The sequence below is a fragment of the Catellatospora sichuanensis genome, from assembly GCF_007483665.1.
GTDB classification, from domain to species: domain Bacteria; phylum Actinomycetota; class Actinomycetes; order Mycobacteriales; family Micromonosporaceae; genus Catellatospora; species Catellatospora sichuanensis.
Map to the genome: position 1 here is coordinate 206,847 of NZ_VIQO01000013.1, position 20,579 is coordinate 227,425.

18 protein-coding genes are annotated in these 20,579 nt (G+C 71.2%); 11 read left to right on the forward strand and 7 right to left on the reverse strand.

Features of this window, described 5'->3' with window-relative positions:
- The first annotated feature begins 68 nt into the window (after positions 1-68).
- Genes FLL47_RS25935 through FLL47_RS25950 form a run of 4 tightly spaced genes read left to right on the forward strand, consistent with a single transcriptional unit; the run spans position 69 to position 7,594 of the window.
- Positions 69-3,320: an ABC transporter permease gene (locus tag FLL47_RS25935; RefSeq protein WP_144123174.1), complete on the forward strand. Its 3,252-nt coding sequence runs from the start codon at positions 69-71 to the stop codon at positions 3,318-3,320.
- Positions 3,317-5,965 (forward strand): ABC transporter permease family protein, encoded by a 2,649-nt coding sequence (locus tag FLL47_RS25940; RefSeq protein ID WP_144123175.1) that lies wholly within the window; start codon positions 3,317-3,319, stop codon positions 5,963-5,965. Before FLL47_RS25935 ends, FLL47_RS25940 begins: the two co-directional genes overlap by 4 nt.
- Positions 5,965-6,924, forward strand: a complete 960-nt coding sequence (locus tag FLL47_RS25945) for an ABC transporter ATP-binding protein (RefSeq protein ID WP_144123176.1) — start codon at positions 5,965-5,967, stop codon at positions 6,922-6,924. The genes FLL47_RS25940 and FLL47_RS25945 overlap by 1 nt, the downstream gene beginning before the upstream one ends.
- Positions 6,917-7,594, forward strand: a complete 678-nt coding sequence (locus tag FLL47_RS25950) for an ABC transporter ATP-binding protein (protein ID WP_425457764.1) — start codon at positions 6,917-6,919, stop codon at positions 7,592-7,594. Before FLL47_RS25945 ends, FLL47_RS25950 begins: the two co-directional genes overlap by 8 nt.
- A 100-nt stretch (positions 7,595-7,694) precedes the next feature.
- Here the strand turns inward: FLL47_RS25950 and FLL47_RS25955 are convergent, their stop codons facing one another.
- Both FLL47_RS25955 and FLL47_RS25960 read right to left on the reverse strand, forming a co-directional pair.
- A complete protein-coding gene (locus FLL47_RS25955) occupies positions 7,695-7,904 on the reverse strand; it encodes a BldC family transcriptional regulator (RefSeq protein ID WP_020522548.1) in 210 nt (69 codons plus the stop codon).
- Between the two features lie 217 nt (positions 7,905-8,121).
- Positions 8,122-8,949, reverse strand: coding sequence for a DUF8083 family protein (locus FLL47_RS25960; RefSeq protein ID WP_144123178.1), 828 nt, complete (start codon positions 8,947-8,949; stop codon positions 8,122-8,124).
- A 125-nt stretch (positions 8,950-9,074) separates the two neighbouring features.
- Here FLL47_RS25960 and FLL47_RS25965 point away from each other — a divergent pair, with 125 nt between their 5' ends.
- Both FLL47_RS25965 and FLL47_RS25970 read left to right on the forward strand, forming a co-directional pair.
- Positions 9,075-10,136 (forward strand): Glu/Leu/Phe/Val family dehydrogenase, encoded by a 1,062-nt coding sequence (locus FLL47_RS25965; RefSeq protein WP_144123179.1) that lies wholly within the window; start codon positions 9,075-9,077, stop codon positions 10,134-10,136.
- A gap of 319 nt (positions 10,137-10,455) precedes the next feature.
- Positions 10,456-10,704, forward strand: a complete 249-nt coding sequence (locus FLL47_RS25970; protein WP_120317771.1) for a DUF3073 domain-containing protein — start codon at positions 10,456-10,458, stop codon at positions 10,702-10,704.
- Between the two features lie 20 nt (positions 10,705-10,724).
- On the opposite strand, the gene amcA is transcribed toward FLL47_RS25970, so the two are convergent.
- The 3 genes from amcA to FLL47_RS25985 all read right to left on the reverse strand — a co-directional run bounded on the left by amcA (position 10,725) and on the right by FLL47_RS25985 (position 13,914).
- Positions 10,725-10,919, reverse strand: a complete 195-nt coding sequence (gene amcA / locus FLL47_RS25975; protein WP_144123180.1) for a multiple cyclophane-containing RiPP AmcA — start codon at positions 10,917-10,919, stop codon at positions 10,725-10,727.
- Complete coding sequence (gene amcB, locus FLL47_RS25980; RefSeq protein WP_144123402.1) at positions 10,903-11,991, reverse strand: cyclophane-forming radical SAM peptide maturase AmcB; 1,089 nt, start codon at positions 11,989-11,991, stop codon at positions 10,903-10,905. Before amcB ends, amcA begins: the two co-directional genes overlap by 17 nt.
- Before the next feature lie 159 nt (positions 11,992-12,150).
- Positions 12,151-13,914, reverse strand: coding sequence for a carboxypeptidase regulatory-like domain-containing protein (locus tag FLL47_RS25985; RefSeq protein WP_186315911.1), 1,764 nt, complete (start codon positions 13,912-13,914; stop codon positions 12,151-12,153).
- Between the two features lie 368 nt (positions 13,915-14,282).
- Here FLL47_RS25985 and FLL47_RS25990 point away from each other — a divergent pair, with 368 nt between their 5' ends.
- The 3 genes from FLL47_RS25990 (at position 14,283) to purM (ending at position 17,559) form a co-directional block, all read left to right on the forward strand.
- Positions 14,283-14,639, forward strand: coding sequence for a sterol carrier family protein (locus tag FLL47_RS25990; protein WP_144123182.1), 357 nt, complete (start codon positions 14,283-14,285; stop codon positions 14,637-14,639).
- 191 nt (positions 14,640-14,830) lie between these two features.
- Positions 14,831-16,351 (forward strand): amidophosphoribosyltransferase, encoded by a 1,521-nt coding sequence (gene purF / locus FLL47_RS25995; protein WP_144123183.1) that lies wholly within the window; start codon positions 14,831-14,833, stop codon positions 16,349-16,351.
- A 65-nt stretch (positions 16,352-16,416) separates the two neighbouring features.
- The gene (gene purM, locus FLL47_RS26000) at positions 16,417-17,559 is read left to right on the forward strand and encodes a phosphoribosylformylglycinamidine cyclo-ligase (RefSeq protein WP_144123184.1); all 1,143 of its coding nucleotides are present in this window, start codon (positions 16,417-16,419) and stop codon (positions 17,557-17,559) included.
- Positions 17,560-17,759: 200 nt separating this feature from the next.
- Here the strand turns inward: purM and FLL47_RS26005 are convergent, their stop codons facing one another.
- The gene (locus FLL47_RS26005; protein ID WP_144123185.1) at positions 17,760-18,635 is read right to left on the reverse strand and encodes a transketolase family protein; all 876 of its coding nucleotides are present in this window, start codon (positions 18,633-18,635) and stop codon (positions 17,760-17,762) included.
- A gap of 2 nt (positions 18,636-18,637) precedes the next feature.
- A complete protein-coding gene (locus FLL47_RS26010; RefSeq protein ID WP_425457765.1) occupies positions 18,638-19,315 on the reverse strand; it encodes a transketolase in 678 nt (225 codons plus the stop codon).
- A gap of 50 nt (positions 19,316-19,365) precedes the next feature.
- Here FLL47_RS26010 and soxR point away from each other — a divergent pair, with 50 nt between their 5' ends.
- Positions 19,366-19,803: a redox-sensitive transcriptional activator SoxR gene (gene soxR / locus FLL47_RS26015; RefSeq protein ID WP_144123186.1), complete on the forward strand. Its 438-nt coding sequence runs from the start codon at positions 19,366-19,368 to the stop codon at positions 19,801-19,803.
- A 45-nt stretch (positions 19,804-19,848) separates the two neighbouring features.
- Positions 19,849-20,493 carry a biosynthetic peptidoglycan transglycosylase gene (locus tag FLL47_RS26020; RefSeq protein WP_144123187.1) on the forward strand — a complete coding sequence of 215 codons (645 nt, stop codon included), beginning with the start codon at positions 19,849-19,851 and terminating at the stop codon, positions 20,491-20,493.
- Positions 20,494-20,579: the final 86 nt, after the last annotated feature.

A 20,579-nucleotide genomic window follows, 5' to 3' on the forward strand; every position in this document is an offset into this window, starting at 1 on the left:
CCTGCGAACCAGCACCCTGTCGTCTCAACTCATACAGAGGTTGAAGCGCAAACGATCAGGGAGGCGACATGCTGGCACGTCGGCGGGCCTACAGCGCGAAGGGCCTGTTGACCGCTGCCGCGGCGGCAGCGCTGATCTCGACGACCCTGCTGGTGGGATTGGCGAGCTACAGCGGCGCGGTGATCGAGGCGGGCAGCCGAGCGGCTGTGGCCGCGGCTCCGCCGGACGAGCTCGCCGTGCAGGTGCGCCTGCCCTCCCGCACCGGCGGCAGCGGCTGGTCCTCGTCCGACCAGGCCGACAAGTCCTTCTCGGCGCAGTCCTGGGCGGAGACCGACGCGAAGCTTCGCGAGTCCTTCGCGGCCCGGTTCGCCGGCACCGAGGTCACGGTGGCCGCCGCGGGTTATGCCAGCGGCCTGCGGTTCCTGAGCGACACCGGTGACGCGACGGCGGACGCCCAGGGCGCGGTGTACGCCCGGGTCATGTTCCTCGATGCGCTGGCCGACCACGCCCGGCTGGTCTCCGGCGCCTGGCCGGTGGCGGGCTCGAACCCGGCGCAGGTCGTCGTGGGCGAGGCCGCCGCCCAGGCGCTCGGGCTGCAGGTCGGTTCCGAGGTCACCTTCGCCAACGGCATCACCAAGAAGAACCAGCGGGTCACCGTCAGCGGCGTCTTCGCCGCGAACCGGGCCGAGGACCCCTACTGGCTGCTCGTGCCGGAATTGGCCGAGGGGGTCGAGGCCGGGCGCAGCACCTACGGACCCCTCGTGCTGTCCCGCGAGGACTTCTTCGGCGACTGGTCCTACCTCGGCAACAGCGGCTGGGTGGTGGCCCCGGACCTGTCCCGGGCCGAGGTGCCGCAGCTGATCGCCGCCCGCGAGGCGGTGCGGACCCTGCCTGAGGTGACCGAGGAGCTGGGCTACGGCGACGGGGGCCAGGTCGGCACGCACATGGAGCGGCTCGTCGAGCGTATCCAGCAGGCCAGCCTCGTCGGCCGGTCGGACCTGCTCACGCCGTTGCTGCTCATCTCCATCCTGGGCGGATACGCGCTGCTGCTGGTGGCCGCGCTGCTGACCGAGGGCCGCCGTCCCGAGACGGCGCTGCTGCGCGCCCGCGGCGCTTCCCGCGGCCAGCTCGCCGGGCTGGCCGCCCGGGAGGCGCTGCTGGTCGCCGCGCCCGCCGCCGTGCTCGCCCCGCTGCTGATCGGCCCACTGCTCGGCCTCGTCGAGCGGCTACCCGCGCTGAGCTCCGTCAGCCTGCGGCTGGAGGCCCGGATCACGCCGACGACCGTCGCGGTCGCCGCGGCCGCCGGGCTGGGCTGCGTGCTGGCGATGCTGCTGCCCGCGATGCGTGGTGGCGGCACCTACGTCGCGGATCTCGCGGCCCGCTCCCGGCCGAGCCGCGTCGCCGCCGCCCAGCGCACCGGCCTGGACCTCGCCCTCATCGCCTTCGCCCTGCTGGCCTGGTTCCAGCTGCAGCAGTACGAATCGCCGCTGTCGGGCGTCGCCGGGCAGCTCGGCATCGACCCGCTGCTGGCCGCCGCCGGGCCGCTCGGCGTGCTGGCGGGCGCGGTGCTCGCGCTGCGCCTGCTGCCGCCGCTGACCCGGCTGCTGGAGCGGCTGGTGGACCGCCGCCCGTGGTTCGCCGCGCAGCTGGGCGTCTGGCAGGCCGGGCGCCGCCCGCACGCCGGACCGGTGCTGCTGCTGGCGCTGGCCGTGGCGGTCAGCACGCTGGCCTGGACGCTCGCCGCGACCGCCCGGCAGTCGCAGATCGACCAGGCGGATCACACGGCCGGCACCGACCTGCGCCTGACCGAGACGGCGTATTCCGTGCCACCGCTGCGGGTGGACCAGGTCAACGCGCTGCCGGGCGTCACCGAGGCGCTGCCCGGCTGGCGGAGCCGGGTGGACACCGGCGAGAAGTCCACTCCGACCTCGATGCTGGCGCTCGACACCACGTCGGCGGGTGGCGTGCTGCGGCTGCGTGACGACCTCGGTGATGCGACCGCACTGCTCGCCGAGGCCGCCAAGGAGAGCCGGCAGCAGCCGGGCATCGACCTGCCGGAGGGCACGACCGCGCTGCGCGGCAGCGTCCGGATCACGTTCCCGCTCGGTGAATTCATCAGCAAACCCCGGGAGGCGACGGTGCTCCTGCTCACCGACGCGCACGGCGGCGTCTACAAGGTGCCCGCATCGGGCGGCGACAGCACCGACCCGCGCAACTTCGAAGTCCCGGTGCCCCGCAGCACCAAGCTCCGGCTGACCGGGTTCGCCGTGGACGGCGGCGCGCTGCCGATGGGCGCTCCGGTCACCTGGGAACTGACCGAGCTGGGGGCCGTCGGCGCGAGTGGCACGGCCACGCCGCTGAGCCTGGACGTGGCCGACAACCCGTGGGGGGTGCCGCCATCCGCAACCGAGCTGAAAACCCAGCCCAACCAGGTCGAGTTGCAGGTGAGGGGAAACAGCGTCCGGGTGGAGCTGCTCAGCAAGGGCTTCTTCGGGGAGCTGATCCCGTACACGTTCATCCTGCGGCGTGACGACAAGCCGCCGGTCGTGCCGGCGCTGGCCACCCCGGAGGCGCTCGCCTCGCTGCACACCGCGGTCGGCGCCACGCTGAGCATGTCCCTGTGGGGCAGCACGGCCTCGGTGCACATCGTCGGTCAGGTCGCAGCCATGCCAGGCGACGTCGAGCCGGCCGCGCTGCTGTTCGACATGCCCACGCTGAGCACGCACTTCCAGCAGGTCGGCTGGCGGCCCCCGGCCGTCGGCGAGTGGTGGATGAAGACCGATCCGGCCCGGCACACCGAGGCCGCCGCTGCGGCGGGCCCGCTGCCGAACCTGCTCACCGTGGACCGGCAGGCGCTGGCCGGACATGCTGCGGACGACCCGTTCGGGGTCGGTGCCCGGATCGCACTGTTCATCGCCGCGCTCGGCGCGATCGGGTTGGCCCTGGTCGGCGTCGCCGTCGACGTGCGGGCGACCGCCCGGCGCCGCGTCGCCGAACTCGCCGTGCTCAACACGCTCGGGGCCACCCCGCGCCTGCTCGCCCGCGCTCTCATGATCGAGCAGGCGTTCCTGGCCGGGCTGGGCGTGGCGGTCGGCCTGCTGGTGGGTCTCCTGGTCGCCCGGACGACCGGCCCGCTGGTGATCCTTACCCCGAGTGCGAGCCGCCCGGTGCCGCCCGCGCTCACCACCACGGACTGGCTGCCCGTGCTGGGCACGGCTGCCGGTCTGCTCGCCCTCACCCTGGTGATGGCCGGACTGGTGGCCACCACGATGCGGCAGCGGCTGGCCGCGGCCCAGCTGCGGATCGGAGCAGACCGGTGAAGGGTTGGATCGCCCGGGTACGGGCCACGGCCGGGCCACTGGCACTGCTGGGCACGCTGACGCTGCTAGCCGGGATCCTGGTCGTCGGCGCGCCCCGGGTGGCGAACCGGCTGACCGACGCGGGCCTGCGCAACGACATCTCCCAACTGTCTTACACGGCCCGGGACCTGACCTATCGCGGGATCAAGGACAAGGGCGCCAACTGGCAGCCGGCGGACCGGCTGAAGCAGCAGCAGGCGGTGTTCTACCCGGCGCTGCGCGAGCGGGTCGAGCGGTCCTGGTGGTCGGCGTCCACCACGCTGGATGAGTCCCGTATCACCGGGACCGGCCTGCCGGGCAAGGTCCTGTTCAGCGTGCGGGCCGGCAGCGGGCTGGAGGAGCAGGTCGACCTCGTCGAGGGCCGCTTCCCGAAGACCAGGCCGGGCACCGACGGCCCGATCGAGGTCGTGATCACCGAGTGGAACGCCGAGAAGCTGGAGCAGCACGTCGGTAGCACGTTCCGGTTCCAGGACGGCGTGCCGATGGAGGTGGTCGGCATAGTCCGGCCGCACGACGAGAACGGCACTTTCTGGGAGCCGATGCCCTACGGGCTGCGGGCGTATCTGCCCAACGAGGACGGCGACCCGTTCCGCGCGGTCGTCTACTCCGACGAACGCGGCCTGGACCGGGTGAAGGACCTGATCGGGATCGTCTACGAGTGGCGCTACCGGGTCGACACGGCGAAGCTCGACATGGCCGTGCTGCCCGACGTGGTCGAGGCGGTCGCCGTGGCCCGGCGGCAGGGCCTCGAGAGCACGCTGCTGACCAGCCTCGACTCGCAGCTGGCGGAGTTCGCCGACAAGGCCCGCGCCGGGGCGGCGCTGCTGGCCGTCGTGCAGGTGGGCATGCTGATCACGCTGGCCGGGCTGGTGCTGCTGGCGGCCCGGGTGGCGGTCGCCCGGCGGCGGTCCGAGTTCGCGCTGCTGCGGGCGCGCGGCGGGGCGATCGTATCCATCGGCTCGTACACGCTGCTGGAGTCACTGCTGGTGGTGCCCGCGGCGGTGCTCGGCGGCCTACTCGGCGCGGCGTTGCCGGGGCGGCCCGCGCTCACCTGGCCGCTGCTGGTCGCGTTCACCGCGCTGACAGCGCTGGCCGTGCCGGTGATGACCATGCGGACGGCGTACGACCCCTCCTTCTCCGGCGAGCGCTCCGACATGGCCGCGGCCAGGGTGGGCGTGAAGCGGCGCACCGCGGAGCTCAGCCTGCTGGTGCTGGCCGGGCTGGGCGTGTGGCTGCTGCGCAGCCGCGGGCTGAGCGGCGACGACGGCGTGGACGTGTACCTGGCCGCGGTGCCGGCGCTGCTGGCCGCGGGTGCGGCGGTGGCGATGGTGCGGCTGGTGCCGCCGGTGGTGGGCCGGCTGAGCCGGCTGGCCGCCCGCGGTCGCGGCGCGGTGAACTTCCTCGGCCTGTCCCGCGCGGGCCGCACCGCGGGCGCGGTCATCGGGCCGGTCGCGGTGCTGGTCGTCGCGGTCAGCACGGCCGTGTTCAGCGTGGCCGTGGCGAGCACCATCGACGAGGGCCGCGATCGGGCCACCGACCTGCGCATGGCCGCCGACATGAAGGTGGACGGCTACTACTTCGACGACAAGACCCTGGCCGAACTGGCCGCGGTGCCCGGCGTCGAGGCGGTCACCCAGTACATGGTCGACGGGGCCAGCGACCTGGTGGTCGATCAGAAGCGGCTCGGCACGGTGTACTCGCTGGTGCTCGACGGGCAGGCGTACGCGCGGGTGGTCTCGGCCTCCGGCGTCGACTTCACCCCACCGGAGGTGTTCACCGCCGCCGCGCCCGGCTCGCCGGTGCCCGCCCTGGTCTCCCCGGGCGTCGCCGAGCAGCTGGGCACCGATCACGGCACCGTCTCGCTGCGCGGCCGGAACTACGACTTCCGCGTCGCCGCTGTGATCGACGGCTTCCCGCCGATCGCCAACGGCGCGTCGAACTTCGTCATCGTGCCGTGGCAGGCCGTCCCGGCCGAGGCGCAGCAGGCGCTCAACCCGAACGGGTTCCTGATCGCCGGCGACCCCGACCCGGAGCAGGTGCGCAAGGTCGGTGACGCGGGGCAGGAGCGCTGGGCGAGCGAGGGCTTCCGGCCGCGCGCGTACGAGGAGGTCACCAACGTGACCACCTGGGAGCAGGCCCGCGGAAAGCTGGACGACGCGAGCATCAACGCCGTGGTCACGTTCGCGTACGGCATCGGTGCGGGCGCCGGCGTGGCGCTGGCGCTGATGGCCATCGGCTTCGCGGTGGTCGCCGGGGCACGGGGCCGGGGCACGGTGCTGTCCCGGCTGCGCACCATGGGCCTGTCCCGGGGTCAGGGCCGCCGCCTGCTGCTGGTGGAGCTGATGCCGGTGGTGACCGTGGCGGTGCTGACCGGCGCGGCGGTCGGCATGGCCGTGCCGCATCTGATCGGGCCCGCGCTGGGCCTGTCGACGTTCACCGACGGCCTCACGGTGGGCGTCACGTTCGACCCGCTGGTCGTCGGCGCCTCGCTGGTGCTGGTGCTGGTCGGGATGCTGACCGCGCTTGCGGTGGAGACCCTGTTCAACCGCCGGTTGCGCCTCGGTGAGGTGCTCCGGCTTGGTTCCTTCGACGCGGGAGAGAGCTGATGTCGACGACGAATGAGATGGCCCCGCCGGACCTCGCCACGCTGCAGGCACGCGCCGCGCAGCGGGCCGCGGACCGGGCCGGCGGCGCCGACCGCCTGCGCGGCCACCTGGTCTGTGACGGGTTGGTGCGCATCTACAAGACCGAGGGCGTCGAGGTGGTCGCCCTGCAGGGCCTCGACCTGGTCGTGGACCGCGGCGAGCTGCTGGCCATCGTCGGTGCGTCCGGCTCGGGCAAGTCGACCCTGCTGAACATCCTCTCCGGGCTCGACGTGCCGACCGCGGGCATCGCCCGGGTGGGCGAGTACGACCTGCTCACCATGAAGGCCGGGCGGCGGCTGTCGTACCGGCGGCACATGGTCGGCTTCGTATGGCAGCAGACCGGCCGCAACCTGCTGCCGTACCTGACCGCGCTGGAGAACGTGATCACGCCGATGAAGCTGGCGGGCACGCGCTCGGGCCGCAAGGCGAGCCAGCGGGCGATGGAGCTGCTGGACATGGTCGGCGTCGGCTACTGCGCGGACCGGCGGCCGGACCAGATGTCGGGTGGCGAGCAGCAGCGGGTCGCGGTGGCGCTGGCCGTGGCCAACGACCCCGAGGTGCTGTTCGCCGACGAGCCGACCGGTGAGCTGGACGAGTCGACCGCGGGCGATGTGTTCACCGCGCTGCAGACGATCAACGCCGAGCTGGGCGTGACCGTGGTGGTGGTGACCCACGACGAGAACGTGTCCACCCAGGTGCGGCGTACCGTGGCGATCCGCGACGGGCGGCTGGCCTCGGAGGTGCGCCGCAGCGCGCGGGCCACCGCCGACGGCGGCACGGAGCTGGTCAGCGAGGAGTACGCGGTGCTGGACCGGGCGGGCCGGATGCAGCTGCCCTCGTCGTTCGTGCAGGAACTGGAACTCAAGGACCGGGTGAAGCTGAACCTGGAGTCCGATCATGTGGAGGTGCGCCGTGGCTGAGGAGCTGGTCAGGGTGGAGAACATTTGCCGTGACTTCGGCCGGGCCGGCAAGGTCGTGCACGCGGTGCGCGACGTGTCGTTCACCGCGGGGCGGGGCGAGCTGGTGGCGGTACGCGGCCGCTCCGGTGCGGGCAAGACCACGCTGCTCAACATCATCGGCGGGCTGGACCGGCCCACCTCGGGCAAGGTCTTCATCGGCGGGCAGGAGGTCACCTCCGCGGCCGAGCAGCAGCTGGTGACCCTGCGCCGGGACGTGATCGGCTTCGTGTTCCAGTCGTTCGGGCTGGTGCCGATCCTGTCCGCGGCGGAGAACGTGGGCGTGCCGCTGCGGCTGGCGAAGGTGCCTCCGGCCGAGCGGGAGCAGCGGGTGTCGGTGCTGCTGGAGCTGGTCGGGGTGGGTGCGCACGCCAACCAGCGGCCGTACGAGCTGTCCGGCGGCCAGCAGCAGCGGGTCGCCGTGGCCCGGGCACTGGCCAACGACCCGCAGCTGCTCATCGCGGACGAGCCGACGGGTCAGCTGGACTCGGAGACCGGCCGACAGATCATGGACCTGCTGCGCGCACTGGTGCACGCCCGTGGCATGACGGCGCTGGTCGCCACGCACGATGCCGCGCTGATGGAGATGGCCGACCGGGTCGTCACGCTGCGCGACGGCGCGCTCGTCCCCTGACCCGAAAATGACCAAAGCTCCGTCCCGCTGCGGGGGCAGCGGTGGCGGAGCTTTGGCCATGGGGGTATGTAGGAGGGCCTCAGCCCTCCGGTTGTACAGCTCAGTCGCCCTGACGCTGGTGCGGGATCTGACCCTGGAGCAGAGCACGCACCTCCGACTCACGGTAGCGACGGTGGCCGCCCAGCGTGCGAATCGCGCTGAGCTTGCCCGCCTTGGCCCACCGGGTCACCGTCTTCGGGTCGACGCGGAACATCGATGCGACCTCTGCCGGGGTGAGCAGGGGTTCTGGTTCGTGCGTACGCGACGCCATGCGGTCTCCTCCACAAGTACCTATAGACGTAGGCCGGGGTCCCGCCGGCCAACGCGCTACCCATAGTCCGGCTAGTCCCCGATGTCCGACATGGGCCGAACGGGTGAAGGTCCGTGGATGGACGGATGATGAATGAACGACATGTCTGCTTTTAGCGGATGAAGACAGTAATTTCATAGCTTTCGATCACTGCATGTGACCTGAAAACTACTTACCGTCAGTTGCTTCGCTCCATCAGCTGGATCGCCCGCCACCGCTGTACGAGCTGCTCGTATGCCGCCGTGGCGGCATCCCCGTCCTCGCGCTCGAGCCCGGCCAGACCCGTGGCGACCAGTTCGACGGAGTCGTCGTCGCGCAGCGCATCCTCGGAGAGCAGCCCGGTGAGGCCGCCGTAGTCCAGCTCCACCACCGCGCCGGGGTGGAACGACTCCAGCCAGCGGGCGGTCTCCCGCAGCGAGTCGGTGATGGGCACGTCGCCCAGGGTCCGGCGCAGCACGCGCAGCCCCTTGTGGGCCCGCTGGCGGGCCTTGCCGATCTCGGTCCGGTAGCGCAGCACCCGGCGGGACGGCTCCAGCACCAGGTCCCGTTCGGCGGGGGAGACCAGCACGAACCAGCGCAGCGGCACACCCCAGGTGGCGACCTGCTCGTGCATGCGGTCCTCGGCCCGGGTCTGCTCGACCACGGTCTGCGCCAGGTCCACCAGCACCGGCGGCACGAACGCGTCGGCCAGCACCTGCGGCACCCCGTCGCGCGCCTGCAGCGCCGCCTCGGCCACCCGCACGCGCAGGTTCCAGGGGCAGACCAGGGTCACGTCGGTCTGCCCGGTCAGGCCCTGCATGACGTACGCCTCATCGGGCAGGTCCGGCAGCCGCGACCAGCCTGCACCGAGCGCTTCGAGCACGGTGGCGCGCTGGCGGCCGGGCCCGTCGGATACGCCGACGGCGCGCCCCTCGTCGACATAGCGGCGCCAGAATCGCTCACGTTCCGGCGCGAACGCGGTGAGCGGCTCGTAGACCCTCAGGTACGCGGCGAACTGTGACGGCACCTCGCGATCCTCCCACGATTAGGCTGTCAGCGGGAGCGTCGCTACCGCGACGTCGCCCAACCCCTCGGAAAGACCGAGAACAGATCGGCCTCACAAGGGCCATCGACGTCACCTTGGAGCCAGCAGTGGGCGTATTCACCGACGGCAGTCACGAGCAGGTCGTGTTCTGCCAGGACCGGGCCAGCGGCCTGAAAGCGATCATCGGCATCTACTCGACGGCGCTGGGACCCGCCTTGGGCGGCACGCGCTTCTACCCCTACGCCTCGGAGGAGGAGGCCCTGCACGACGTGCTGGACCTCTCCCGCGGCATGGCGTACAAGAACGCCCTCGCCGGGCTCGACCTGGGCGGCGGCAAGGCCGTCATCTGGGGCGACCCGGACCAGATCAAGTCCGAGCAGCTGCTGCGGGCGTACGGCCGGTTCGTGCAGTCCCTGGGCGGGCGCTACTACACCGCCTGTGACGTCGGCACCTACGTGCAGGACATGGACGTCGTGGCCCGGGAGACGAACTTCGTCACCGGCCGCAGCGTGGAGTACGGCGGCGCCGGCGACTCCTCGATCCTCACCGCCTGGGGCGTCTTCCAGGGCATGCGCGCCGCGGCCGAGCACCGCTGGGGCACGCCCTCGCTGAAGGGCAAGCGGGTCGGCGTGGCCGGCCTGGGCAAGGTCGGCAAGTACCTCGTCGCGCACCTCGTCGAGGACGGCGCCGAGGTCGTGGCCACCGACGTCCACCCGAAGGCCCTGGAATGGGCCCAGGCGACGTACCCGCAGGTGAGCCTGGTGGCCGACGCGACCGCGCTGATCACCAGCGACATCGACGTCTACGCGCCCTGCGCGCTGGGCGGCGCGCTCAACGACGACACCGTGCCCGCGCTGCGGGCGCAGATCGTCGCCGGCGCGGCCAACAACCAGCTCGCCCACTCCGGCATCGAGAAGCTGCTGGTCGACCGCGGCATCCTGTACGCGCCCGACTACCTGGTCAACTCGGGCGGTGTGATCCAGGTCGCGGACGAGATCGACGGCTTCAACTTCGACCGGGCCAAGCTGCGCGCCACCAAGATCTTCGACACCACGAAGCGGATCCTGGAGCTGGCCGACACCGAGGGCATCTCGCCGGCCGCCGCCGCCGACCGCCTCGCCGAGCAGCGCATCGCCGAGGTCGGCCGCCTGCGCACCATCCGGATCTAGCGCCACGCCCGGATCTAGATCATTCGAGTTGCCTGGCAATCGTGCGTATCTTGAGCAGTCATTCGCCCGATTGCCAGGCAACTTTTGCGATCAAGGACAGATCGCCGCGCTGGTCGGGAGGGTGGGCCGTCATTACTGGGGAGCGATATACTCCTTACCAGTAATAAAACGGACAGGTTCCGATGTGCCGCCAGACACCCGGTAACCCGAGATGCCGAAGTGGCCCCCTCCCATGTACCGTATGACCCACGAGAGATGTCTGACGTCATCGGGGCCCGCCTTCGGGTAGCCCCGTCATTCATGTGCGAGGGGGTCGGCCATGGGGCGCGGCCGAGCTAAGGCCAAGCAGACTAAGGTGGCCCGGGAGTTGAAGTACCACTCCCCGAACACCGACCTCGCCGCCTTGCAGCGCGAGCTTGCCGGTAGCGAGCTCAGCAGCGGCAGCGGCAGTGCTGTTGTCGAGGATCAGCGCGAAGACGACGAGCCGGATCCGTACGACCCGTACGGGAACTACGCCGTCGACGATGACGATGACGACGACGGTAAGGACTGGACCCCCCGCCGCTGACTTCCTGAACGACCGTCGCCTCAGCGCGGGCGGTTGTTCCAGTTGAAGAACGTCGGGATGTTCTCGAAGTGGTTCCAGGCGCAGACGGCACTGCTGTCTGCGCCTGGCACTTCGGAACGGGCCAGTCGCGCGAGCCGAGCCTCCTCCAGCAGGGGAGCCAGCTCGCCGCGTACGTCACGGATCCGGTCGACAACTCGGTCAAGGGCGTCGGACATGGTCGAGCACTCCCTCCAGTAGATGGATCTTGCTGTTGCGGCAGTGCTCGGTCTCCGTGCCGTCGAACCTTCCGTGCTCGAAGTATCGGTTGGCGGCGTGCCCGCCGCCGCAGAAGCCGAAGTACGGGCAGGTTTCCCGGCACGCCTCGACCCCGGCGAGGAACTCCGGCACCCAGCTGGTGCGCCGCGGCGCGACCAGCAGCTCCGACAGCGGGGCCTGCAGCACGTTGCCGCTGCTGAAGTCGCCGTGTACCGGGTCGTGGAAGCCCGCCAGCTCCGGCGAGAGCAGCACCACCGCGCCGTCATGCCCGACGGTCGGGATGGGGTCCAGCTCACGCGGCAGCAGGTCGCCGGACGTGCCGTCGAGCACCGCGCCGACGTAGCGCAGACTCCACTCCAGCTCGCGGACGTGGATCCGCGGGTCGGCGCGCCACGCCGCGACCAGCTCGGACCAGAAGGCCCGCACCGCGGCCGGGTCATGGGCGTTGGCACGCTCGTTGACGCCCTCCCGCTCCTCGATGTTGACGCCGAGCGTGTCGCAGCCCAGCTCCAGGAAGTATTCGTAGAGCCGGGACGCCACGCCCGGCCGCGGGTCGCCCACCACGCACAGCGCCGCGAAGGACTGGCCGTGCCGGCGCAGCGCCGCGATCCCCTGCACGATCCGGGCGTACGCGGGCCGCCCCGCACGCGAGACCCGCTGCCCGTTGAGATCCTCGGGCCCGTCCACGCTCACGCTCACCCGCACTCCGCGCGCGGCGAAGAACTCGCACCAGGCGTCGTCCAGCAGCGTCGCGTTGGTCTGCACGTGCTGCTCCACCGCGGGGCCGAAAGGGGCCATCAGCGCCCCCAGATGCTCCCTGCCGGCCGCGAGGGGCTCACCCCCGTGCCATACCACCGAGAAGCGGTCCCGGGCCGCCCAGACGTTCGCATCGGCCGCCACCGCCCGCGCCACCTCCACCGGCATCCGGCGGTCCTGGGCGCGCAGGGGCAGGTAGCAGTAGACGCAGTCCAGGTTGCACAGGGTCGTGGGCTGCATCACCACATATGCCGGCACGCGGGACACCCCGCGCATGCCGTTGACGGTGGCCACCTCACCATTCCAGCAAACCGCGCCGCCTTCTGTCTCCTCTCTCCCATCCGGTGCGTGGCGACGCGCCGTGCGACAGGCCCCGCACGCACAGACGCCCCCCGGGAACTCCGGGGGGCGTCTGCTGTTCACAAGTGCTGTGGATCAGTCGTCGAGCCAGTCGAGACGGCGGTCGTCCCGGTTGCTGCGGCGGTCGTCGCCGTAACCGCTGCCCTGCTGGCCGTAGCCGCCCTGGGTCCCGTACGGGTCCTGCTGGCCGTAACCGGCGGCCGGCGGGGTGCCGTACGGGTCCTGCTGCTGGCCGTAGCCGCTCTGGGCGCCGTACGGGTCCTGCTGGCCGTAGCCCGGCTGCTGCTGCTGGCCGTATCCGGCGGCCGGCGGCGTGCCGTACGGGTCCTGCTGGCCGTAGCCACTCTGCTGGCCGTAGGACTCCTGGCCATAGGCCGGCTGCTGCTGGCCGTACCCGCCCGGCTGCTGGCCGTAGGCGCTGCCGCCGGACGTCGGGCCCGCGTAGTGCGTGGGCTCGTCGTACTGGCCCTGGTAGCCCGCCTGCTGCCCGTAGCCCGCCTGCTGCCCGTAGTCCGGCTGCTGCTGGCCGTACCCGGCCTGCTGGCCGTAGCCCTGGTCGTAGCTGGGCTGCCCGCCGCTGTAGCCGGAGGTCGGGGTGGTCGAGCCGTAGGCGTCGGCCGCGGAGCCGCCGTAACCGGACGTCGGCGCGGGGCTGCCGTAGCCGGAGGTGGGAGCCGGGTTGCCGTAGCCGCTGGTGGGTGCGGCACCGCCGTAGCCGGACGTCGGCGCGGGGCTGCCGTAGCCGCTGGTCGGGGCGACCGGCGAGCCGCCGTAGCCGCCCGCGGCCGGGGCGTCGTAGCCGCCGTACTGCTGGGTCGGCTGCACGGGCGAGCCGTAGCCGCCGCCGTACTGCTGCGTCGGCTGGGCCGGGGCGCCGTAGGGCTGCTGCGGGCCGCGCTGCGCGGGCACGCCGCCGTACTCGCCGGGGCGGTGCATCACCGTCGCGTCGGCGCCCGGACGGGCCACCATGGTCGGATCGGCGGGTCGGCCGTACGCACCGCCGGCGGCGCCGCCGTAGGCACCGGCTCCGGCACCCGCGCGGACGGGCTGCTGGGCCGCGGGGCGCACGCCCGGACGGCCGCGCACCGGCTCGTCGTCGTCGTCATCGTCGTCATCATCATCGTCATCGTCGTCGTCATCGCCGCCGCGCTTCATCACGAGCAGGACGATCGCGCCGATGCCCAGCGCGACCAGCAGGCCGCCCAGGATGATCATGATCCAGGTCATGGTGCCCAGACCCTCGTCCTCGTCGTTCGAGGCCGGTTCGGTGGCCACCGTCTCGCCGCTGGTGTCGCCCGACTCCTCGGCGAGCGGGCTCTCCGCCGGAGGGGGCGACAACTCGGCGGACGGCGAAGCGCTGGCGTTCGCGTCGACCATCGAGATGTTGACGTCGGTCTTCGACTGCCCGGCGTTCAGGTTCACCGAGACGGACTTCATCTTGAACGGGTCCTTCTGGACCGTGATGACGATGAGGCCGGGCTCGATCGGAGCGGAAGCAGTCGGGGTGAAGGTGAACGTGCCCGACGCGTTCGTCGTCTTGGTCGGGAAGGTCCTGCCGCTGTCGTCGGACAGCGCGACGAGGGCCCCACTGATCGGGTCCCCGGTCTTCTGATCCCGCACGATGCCCGAGATCTTGCCGGTCGACTGCGGCTGCTGAACGACTTCCTTGGCCGTGAAGTTCCAGCTCTTCTTCTCACTGCCACCGACGGTGATGAAGATGCGCGTGACGCCAGGGCTCTTGGCCTTGATCGACGCAAGGAACTGCGCGGTCTGGCCGTTGGGGACCGTCTTTGCGCACTCACCGGAACACTCGGCTACGGCAGGGTTCGAGAACCCCACCTGCACCTCGACCGGTGCCGTGTCAGACGGGTTGTCGTTCTTCACCGTGAACGTGAGCTGCGTCGACTTCCCGACGTCAAGCGTGGTCGAATCTAGGTCAGGATTCACCAGATCGGCCGCGTGCGCGGGAGCTGATACGCCGATGAGAGTGCCAAGTGACACCATCGCTACCACTCCGACGCGTGCCAACCAGGACCGTCGCTGGGTAGTCACGGCCACCGCCTTCCAAGCTCCTCGATAACCCACAGCGATCGGGGTGTGGGGGGCGCTGCGGGAATACACCGACCGCAACTATGCCTTGCGAAGCAAGGGTTGCGCGACCCAGGGCCGCCACAAAGTGAGCGGAAGTCATCTTGTATCGTCCGCTTATGTCCCCCTCGCCTGAAATCTCCCCCGCCGTGACCTCGGCTCTGGACTGCCTGGCCAGCGGGCAGACTCCGGAACGTTTGACGCTCCGCGATGCGGTTAGGGCATTGTTGGCACGTCTCGCGGCCACGGCCCCTGGCCGTTCGGTGGAGGTGCGGGTTCCTCCTTATGGCGCGATTCAGTGCGTCGAGGGGCCGAGGCATACGAGAGGCACGCCACCGAACCTCGTCGAGACCGATCCGGTCACTTTTCTTCAGCTCGCGGCCGGCCGGGTGGATTGGGCGGCCGCGGTGGCCGATGGGCGGATTCGAGCCAGCGGCATTCGTTCCGATATCAGCAGTCTTTTCCCTATTGTCTAGGCCCGCCGGGCCGGAGTCCGCATTCAGTCACGTAGCACACAGCCCGGCCACCAGGGTGCCCACCCTGCCGGGTCACGTACACTGAGCTGCGGCGGCGATCGCCGCCGGACGCCGACACACACCACCGATGCCGGCTCACTGAGCAGGGCATCTAGGCAGCTACTGAAGCGACAAGCGCAAGGAGCAACAGGGTGCCCCGAGGCGACGGCCGGCTGAGCCACGAACTCGACCCCCACCGGCCAGGACCGCAAGACGCATGCGGCGTCTTCGGTGTCTGGGCCCCTGGTGAAGAGGTTTCCAAGCTCACCTACTTCGGGCTGTACGCGCTGCAGCACCGCGGGCAGGAGGCCGCCGGCATCGCGGTGAGCGACGGTTCCGGCGTGGTGGTCTACAAGGACGTCGGCCTGGTCGCCCAGGTCTTCGACGAGCCGACGCTGGCCAGCCTGCGCGGTCATCTCGCCATCGGGCACGCGCGCTACTCGACCACCGGCGACTCGACCTGGGAGAACTCCCAACCCACGCTGCAGTCGACCACCGGCGGCACCACGATCGCGCTGGCCCACAACGGCAACCTGGTGAACACCGCCGACCTGGCCCGCCGCGCCGCGGAACTCGGCATGGACAGCCGCGGTTCCACCAACGACACCAGCCTGGTGACCATGCTGCTGGCCGGCCACCCCGACCTGTCCGTCGAGGCCGCCGCGATGAAGGTGCTGCCGACCGTCGAGGGCGCGTTCAGCTTCGTCTTCATGGACGAGAACACCCTCTACGCGGCCCGCGACCACCACGGCGTGCGGCCCCTGGTGCTGGGTCGCCTGGAGCGCGGCTGGGTCGTCGCGAGCGAGCAGGCGGCGCTGGACATCGTCGGCGCGTCCGTGGTCCGCGAGGTCGAGCCCGGCGAGCTGATCGCCATCGACGAGCACGGCCTGCGCTCCTCGCGCTTCGCCGCGCCGGACCCCAAGGGCTGCCTGTTCGAGTACGTCTACCTGGCCCGCCCCGACGCGACCATCAACGGCCGCAACATCTACTCGACCCGGGTGGAGATCGGCCGCAAGCTGGCCGCCGAGCACCCGGTCGACGCCGACCTCGTCATCCCCGTGCCCGAGTCGGGCACGCCGGGTGCGATCGGCTACGCCGAGGCCTCCGGCATCCCCTACGGCCAGGGCCTGATGAAGAACGCCTACGTCGGGCGCACGTTCATCCAGCCGTCGCAGACCATCCGCGCGCTGGGCGTACGCCTCAAACTCAACCCGCTGCGCGACAACGTGCGGGGCAAGCGCCTCGTCGTGGTCGACGACTCCATCGTGCGCGGCACCACGCAGCGCGCCATCGTGCGCATGCTGCGCGAGGCGGGCGCGCTGGAGGTGCACGTGCGCATCTCCTCTCCGCCGGTGAAGTGGCCGTGTTTCTACGGCATCGACTTCGCGACCGGCGCCGAACTGCTGGCGAACGGCATGGACATGGAGGGCATCCGCCGCTCCATCGGCGCCGACTCGCTCGGCTACGTGTCGCTCGAGGGGCTGATCGCCGCCTCGGAGCAGCCGAAGAACCGCCTGTGCCGGGCCTGCTTCGACGGCGAATACCCGATCAAGCTGCCGGCCAGCAACCTGATCGGCAAACACGTGCTCGAAGGGGTCGGCCGCCGGGTCGAGTCCGAAGAGCTCAGCGGCGACCAGGCCGCAGCACCGTCCACGGAGCTGAGCCGGTCTTAGTACCACTCGTCACGGCACCGCCGACCCTTCCCAGAGCGGTGCCGCGCACAAAGAGGAGAAATACCGTGACGCACGTGACCGAGCGCCCCGTCTCCGGGCAACCGGAAAACGGAGACCGTCAGCTGTGGACGGCGGGTGGCAGCACCAACCGCCGTCGCACCGTCACCTACGCCGACGCGGGCGTGTCGATCCACGCCGGTGACAAGGCCGTGGAACTGCTGAAGGGCAAGGTCGCTCGGACGCACCGTCCCGAGGTGCTGGGCGGGCTCGGTGGTTTCTCCGGCCTGTTCAAGCTCGACACCTCGAAGTACAAGAGCCCGGTGCTGGCGTCCTCCACCGACGGCGTGGGCACCAAGCTGGCCATCGCGCAGCAGATGAACATCCACGACACGGTCGGCATCGACCTGGTCGCGATGGTCGTCGACGACCTGGTCGCGTGTGGCGCGGAGCCGCTGTTCCTGCTCGACTACATCGCCTGCGGCGAGGTCGTGCCGGACCGGGTCGCCGAGATCGGTGCGGGCATCGCCGACGGCTGCCGCTACGCAGGTTGCGCGCTGCTGGGCGGCGAGACCGCCGAGCACCCCGGCCTGATGCGCCCGGACGAGTACGACCTGTCGGCCAACGGTGTCGGCGTCGTCGAGGAGGACCTGATCCTCGGCGCGGAGCGGGTGCAGCCCGGTGACGTGGTCATCGCGATGCGCTCGTCCGGCCTGCACTCCAACGGCTACTCGCTGGTCCGCCACGTGCTGCTCGGCCAGGCCCGCCTGAAGCTCGACTCCGTCATCGAGGACCTGGGCGACCAGCGCACCCTCGGCGAGGAGCTGCTGACCCCCACCAAGATCTACGCCAAGGACTGCCTGAGCCTGATCGCCGAGTGCGACGTGCGGGCGTTCGCCCACGTCACCGGCGGCGGCATCCCCGGCAACCTGGTCCGCGTCCTCCCCAAGCACCTGGACGCCACGGTCAACCGCTCCACCTGGGCCCCCCAGCCCATCTTCGACCTGATCCAGCGCAAGGGCCGCATCGACCAGCACGACCTCGAGTCGACCTTCAACATGGGCGTCGGCATGTTCGCCGTCGTCTCCGCCGCCGACGCCGACCGCGCCATGGCGCTGCTCACCGGCCGCGGCGTCGAATGCTGGCACGTCGGCGACATCATCGAAGGCACCGGCCAGGTCCACATGCTCGGCTCCCACACCCGCGGCTAACCCCACCCCTCACCCACCACACGCCACACGCCACACCCAAGATCGCGACGATCTTGCGCGAGCTGTGGGGATGACACGCCCCGATCGGGCATATCCCCAACAGTTCACGCAAGATCGTCGCGATCTTGCTTCGTGGGGGTTCGCCGTGGGCTTGGGCAGGAGCCAGGGGGTACGGAAGGCAGGGGTGCCGGTGCCGGAGGTCAGGGGAGCCAGGGGGTCAGGGAGGTGCGGAGGGTGGCGGGGTCGAGGCCGTGCCAGCGGGCGTGGTCAGCGGGGGTGCCGTAGGCGTGCAGGTCACGGCGGGTTACGCCGAGGCTGAGGAGGCGGTGCGGGCGGTCGGCGAGGGCCTCGGAGATGACGTGGGCCGAGGTGCCGGCAAGGTAGGGCTCGACCAGGGCCACGTTGCCCGAGGTGGCGAGTTCGCGCAGGCCGGTGGTGTCGAACGGGCGGGGCGTGTGGGTGTAGGCCACGGTGACGTCGAGGCCCTTCGTCGCTTCGAGGACCGGGGCGAGCATCGGGCCGACTGCCACGACCAGGGCCTTCGTGCCGTGGCGCACGGGGCGCAGGGAAGACGCGTCGGCGTACGCGATGTCGTTGGTCTGGGTCGACAGCCGCAGGTAGACCGGGTCGTCGTGGGCGGCGGCCGCCGTGAGCAGCGGCGCGACCTCGCCCGGGTGGCCGGGCACGTGGATGGTCCAGCCGGGCAGGGTGTCGAGGAGCTGCACATCCATCGGTGACATGTGGGTGTAGCCCTCGGACGAGCCGTCGTAGGACGCGCCCACGCTGACCAGGATCGCGCCCACACCCTGGTGGGCGAGGTCGAGCTTGATCTGCTCGTACGCCCGGTCGACCAGGAACGTCGCGTAGCTGTGCGCGATGGGCCGCAGCCCCGTCAGCGCCAGCCCGCCCGCGACGCCGATCATGAGCTGCTCGCGGATGCCGACGTTGAGCACCCGGTCGGCGTGCTTGAGCGCCGCCCGCTCGAACGCCGCGGCCGAGATGTCGGCCAGCACCAGCGCGGTGCGCGGATCCGCGTCGATCAGCGCGGTGGCCGTGTCGATGAACGCCTGCCTCATGATCAGCTTCCCTTCGTCTCGACGACCGCCACGACCACGTGCGGCGCGCCTTCCCCGGCCTGCCTCAGCCCGGCCTCGACGGCGTCGTGGTCGCGCCCGTCGACGGTGACCGCGGTCCAGCCGTGCACCGCGAACCGGGATGCGATCCCGCCCGGCCAGCCGTGCGACGCGCTCCGGTTGTCGATCACCACGGCGGTGACCGAGTCCAGCCCGGTGGCGCCCGCGTACGCGATGGCCTCGTGGTTGCTGCCCTCGTCGAGTTCCGCGTCGCCGAGCAGCACGTACACCCGCGGCTCCAGCCGCCCCTGGGCGCGCAGGCCCAGCGCCGTACCTACGCCCAGGCCCAGCCCGTGCCCGAGCGAACCCGAACTGATCTCCACGCCCGGCACCCGCAGCCGGTCCGGGTGGTGCCCGAGCGGACTGTCCGCGCCGGCGAGATCGTCGAGCCAGTCGTGCGGGAGGAAGCCCTTCGCCGCCAGCACCGCGTAGTAGGCGGCCGGCCCGTGCCCCTTGGAGAGCAGGAACCGGTCCCGGTCGGGGTCGTCGAGCCGGCGCGGGTCCACCCGCAGCACCCGGTCGTAGAGCACCCAGAGCACGTCCAGGGTCGAGAACGCGCTCGGCGCGTGCTTCTCGTCCCCGGTCAGCCGCCGGAGCAGCGGCTCGACATCCATCACCGTCATGGGAGTAGCCTGCAAGTTAAAGTGCACTTGAACTCAAGTACGGGGGACGTGTGAAACCGGTGACACTCACCATCGGCGAGCTGGCGGCCCGCAGCGGAGTCGCGCCGTCGGCGCTGCGCTTCTACGAGGAACGCGGGCTGATCCACTCCACGCGCACCAGCGGCAACCAGCGCCGGTACGAGCGCAGCGAGCTGCGCCGGGTCTCCTTCATCCGGATCGCGCAGCAGATCGGGGTGTCCCTGGAACGGATCAGGGACGCACTGAAGGAGCTGCCCGAGGGGCGCACACCCACCAAAGCCGACTGGACCCGGCTCTCCGCCCACTGGCGGTCCGAACTCGACGACCGGATCGCGCTGATGCAGCGCCTGCGCGACACCCTCGACGGGTGCATCGGCTGCGGCTGCCTTTCCCTGCAGTCGTGCCGGCTCTACAACCCGGGCGACGAGCTCGCCGCGCAGGGCGCCGGCCCACGCAAACTGCTGGGCTGACCAAGCGGGACGGCGCGGTGGCGGCAGCGCGCATAGGGTGGGTGCATGACCCTCGTCGATGCCGATGTCGAGCAGCCGCCGCCCCCGCCGCCCGCCCGGCCCGGCCGCCGCCTGCGCGTGCTCGGCATCGTGGCGGGCGTGCTGATCCTGGCCGTGGTCGGGGCGGGAGTAGCCGCGACCACGTACTACGACGGTGTCCCTGTTCCCGGCGAGTTCCGGGCCGACCACGCCGTCGTGGACATCGACGAGTTGCCGATGCCCGTGCTCAATACATTCGTCGCCGCCGTCGACCCCTCCTTCTACGAAGATCCGTTCCGGCCCTGGTCAGGTTCACTGATCACCCGCCGCTACGCCGCGTACGCCGCGCAGGACAACGACGCCCGCCGGACCGGCATCATGGCGAACAAGCTGGAAGACCGCTACTCCCACCTGGAAATCCTGGGCTTCTATCTCAACAGCGCCGACTTCGGCCGCGGCGCGGTCGGCCTCGAACCGGCGGCCCAGGCATACTTCGGCAAGCCCGCGACGCGGCTGACCGTGGCCGAGGCCGCCGTGCTCGCAGCCCGGCTCGCCCCGGACGCCTCCGCCAACCCGAAGGCGGTATGGGAACAGGTGCTCCGCACCATGGCGGCGCGCGGCTGGCTGGCCCAGGCGGAGCTGGCCACGCTGGCCTATCCCAACATCCGGTAACCCGTCGCCGCACCGGCTGAGGGTCGTAGCCGCAGCATCAACGCGGCCTCGCAACCCGATCGCACAGCAGTGCGGGCGTTCGGGCT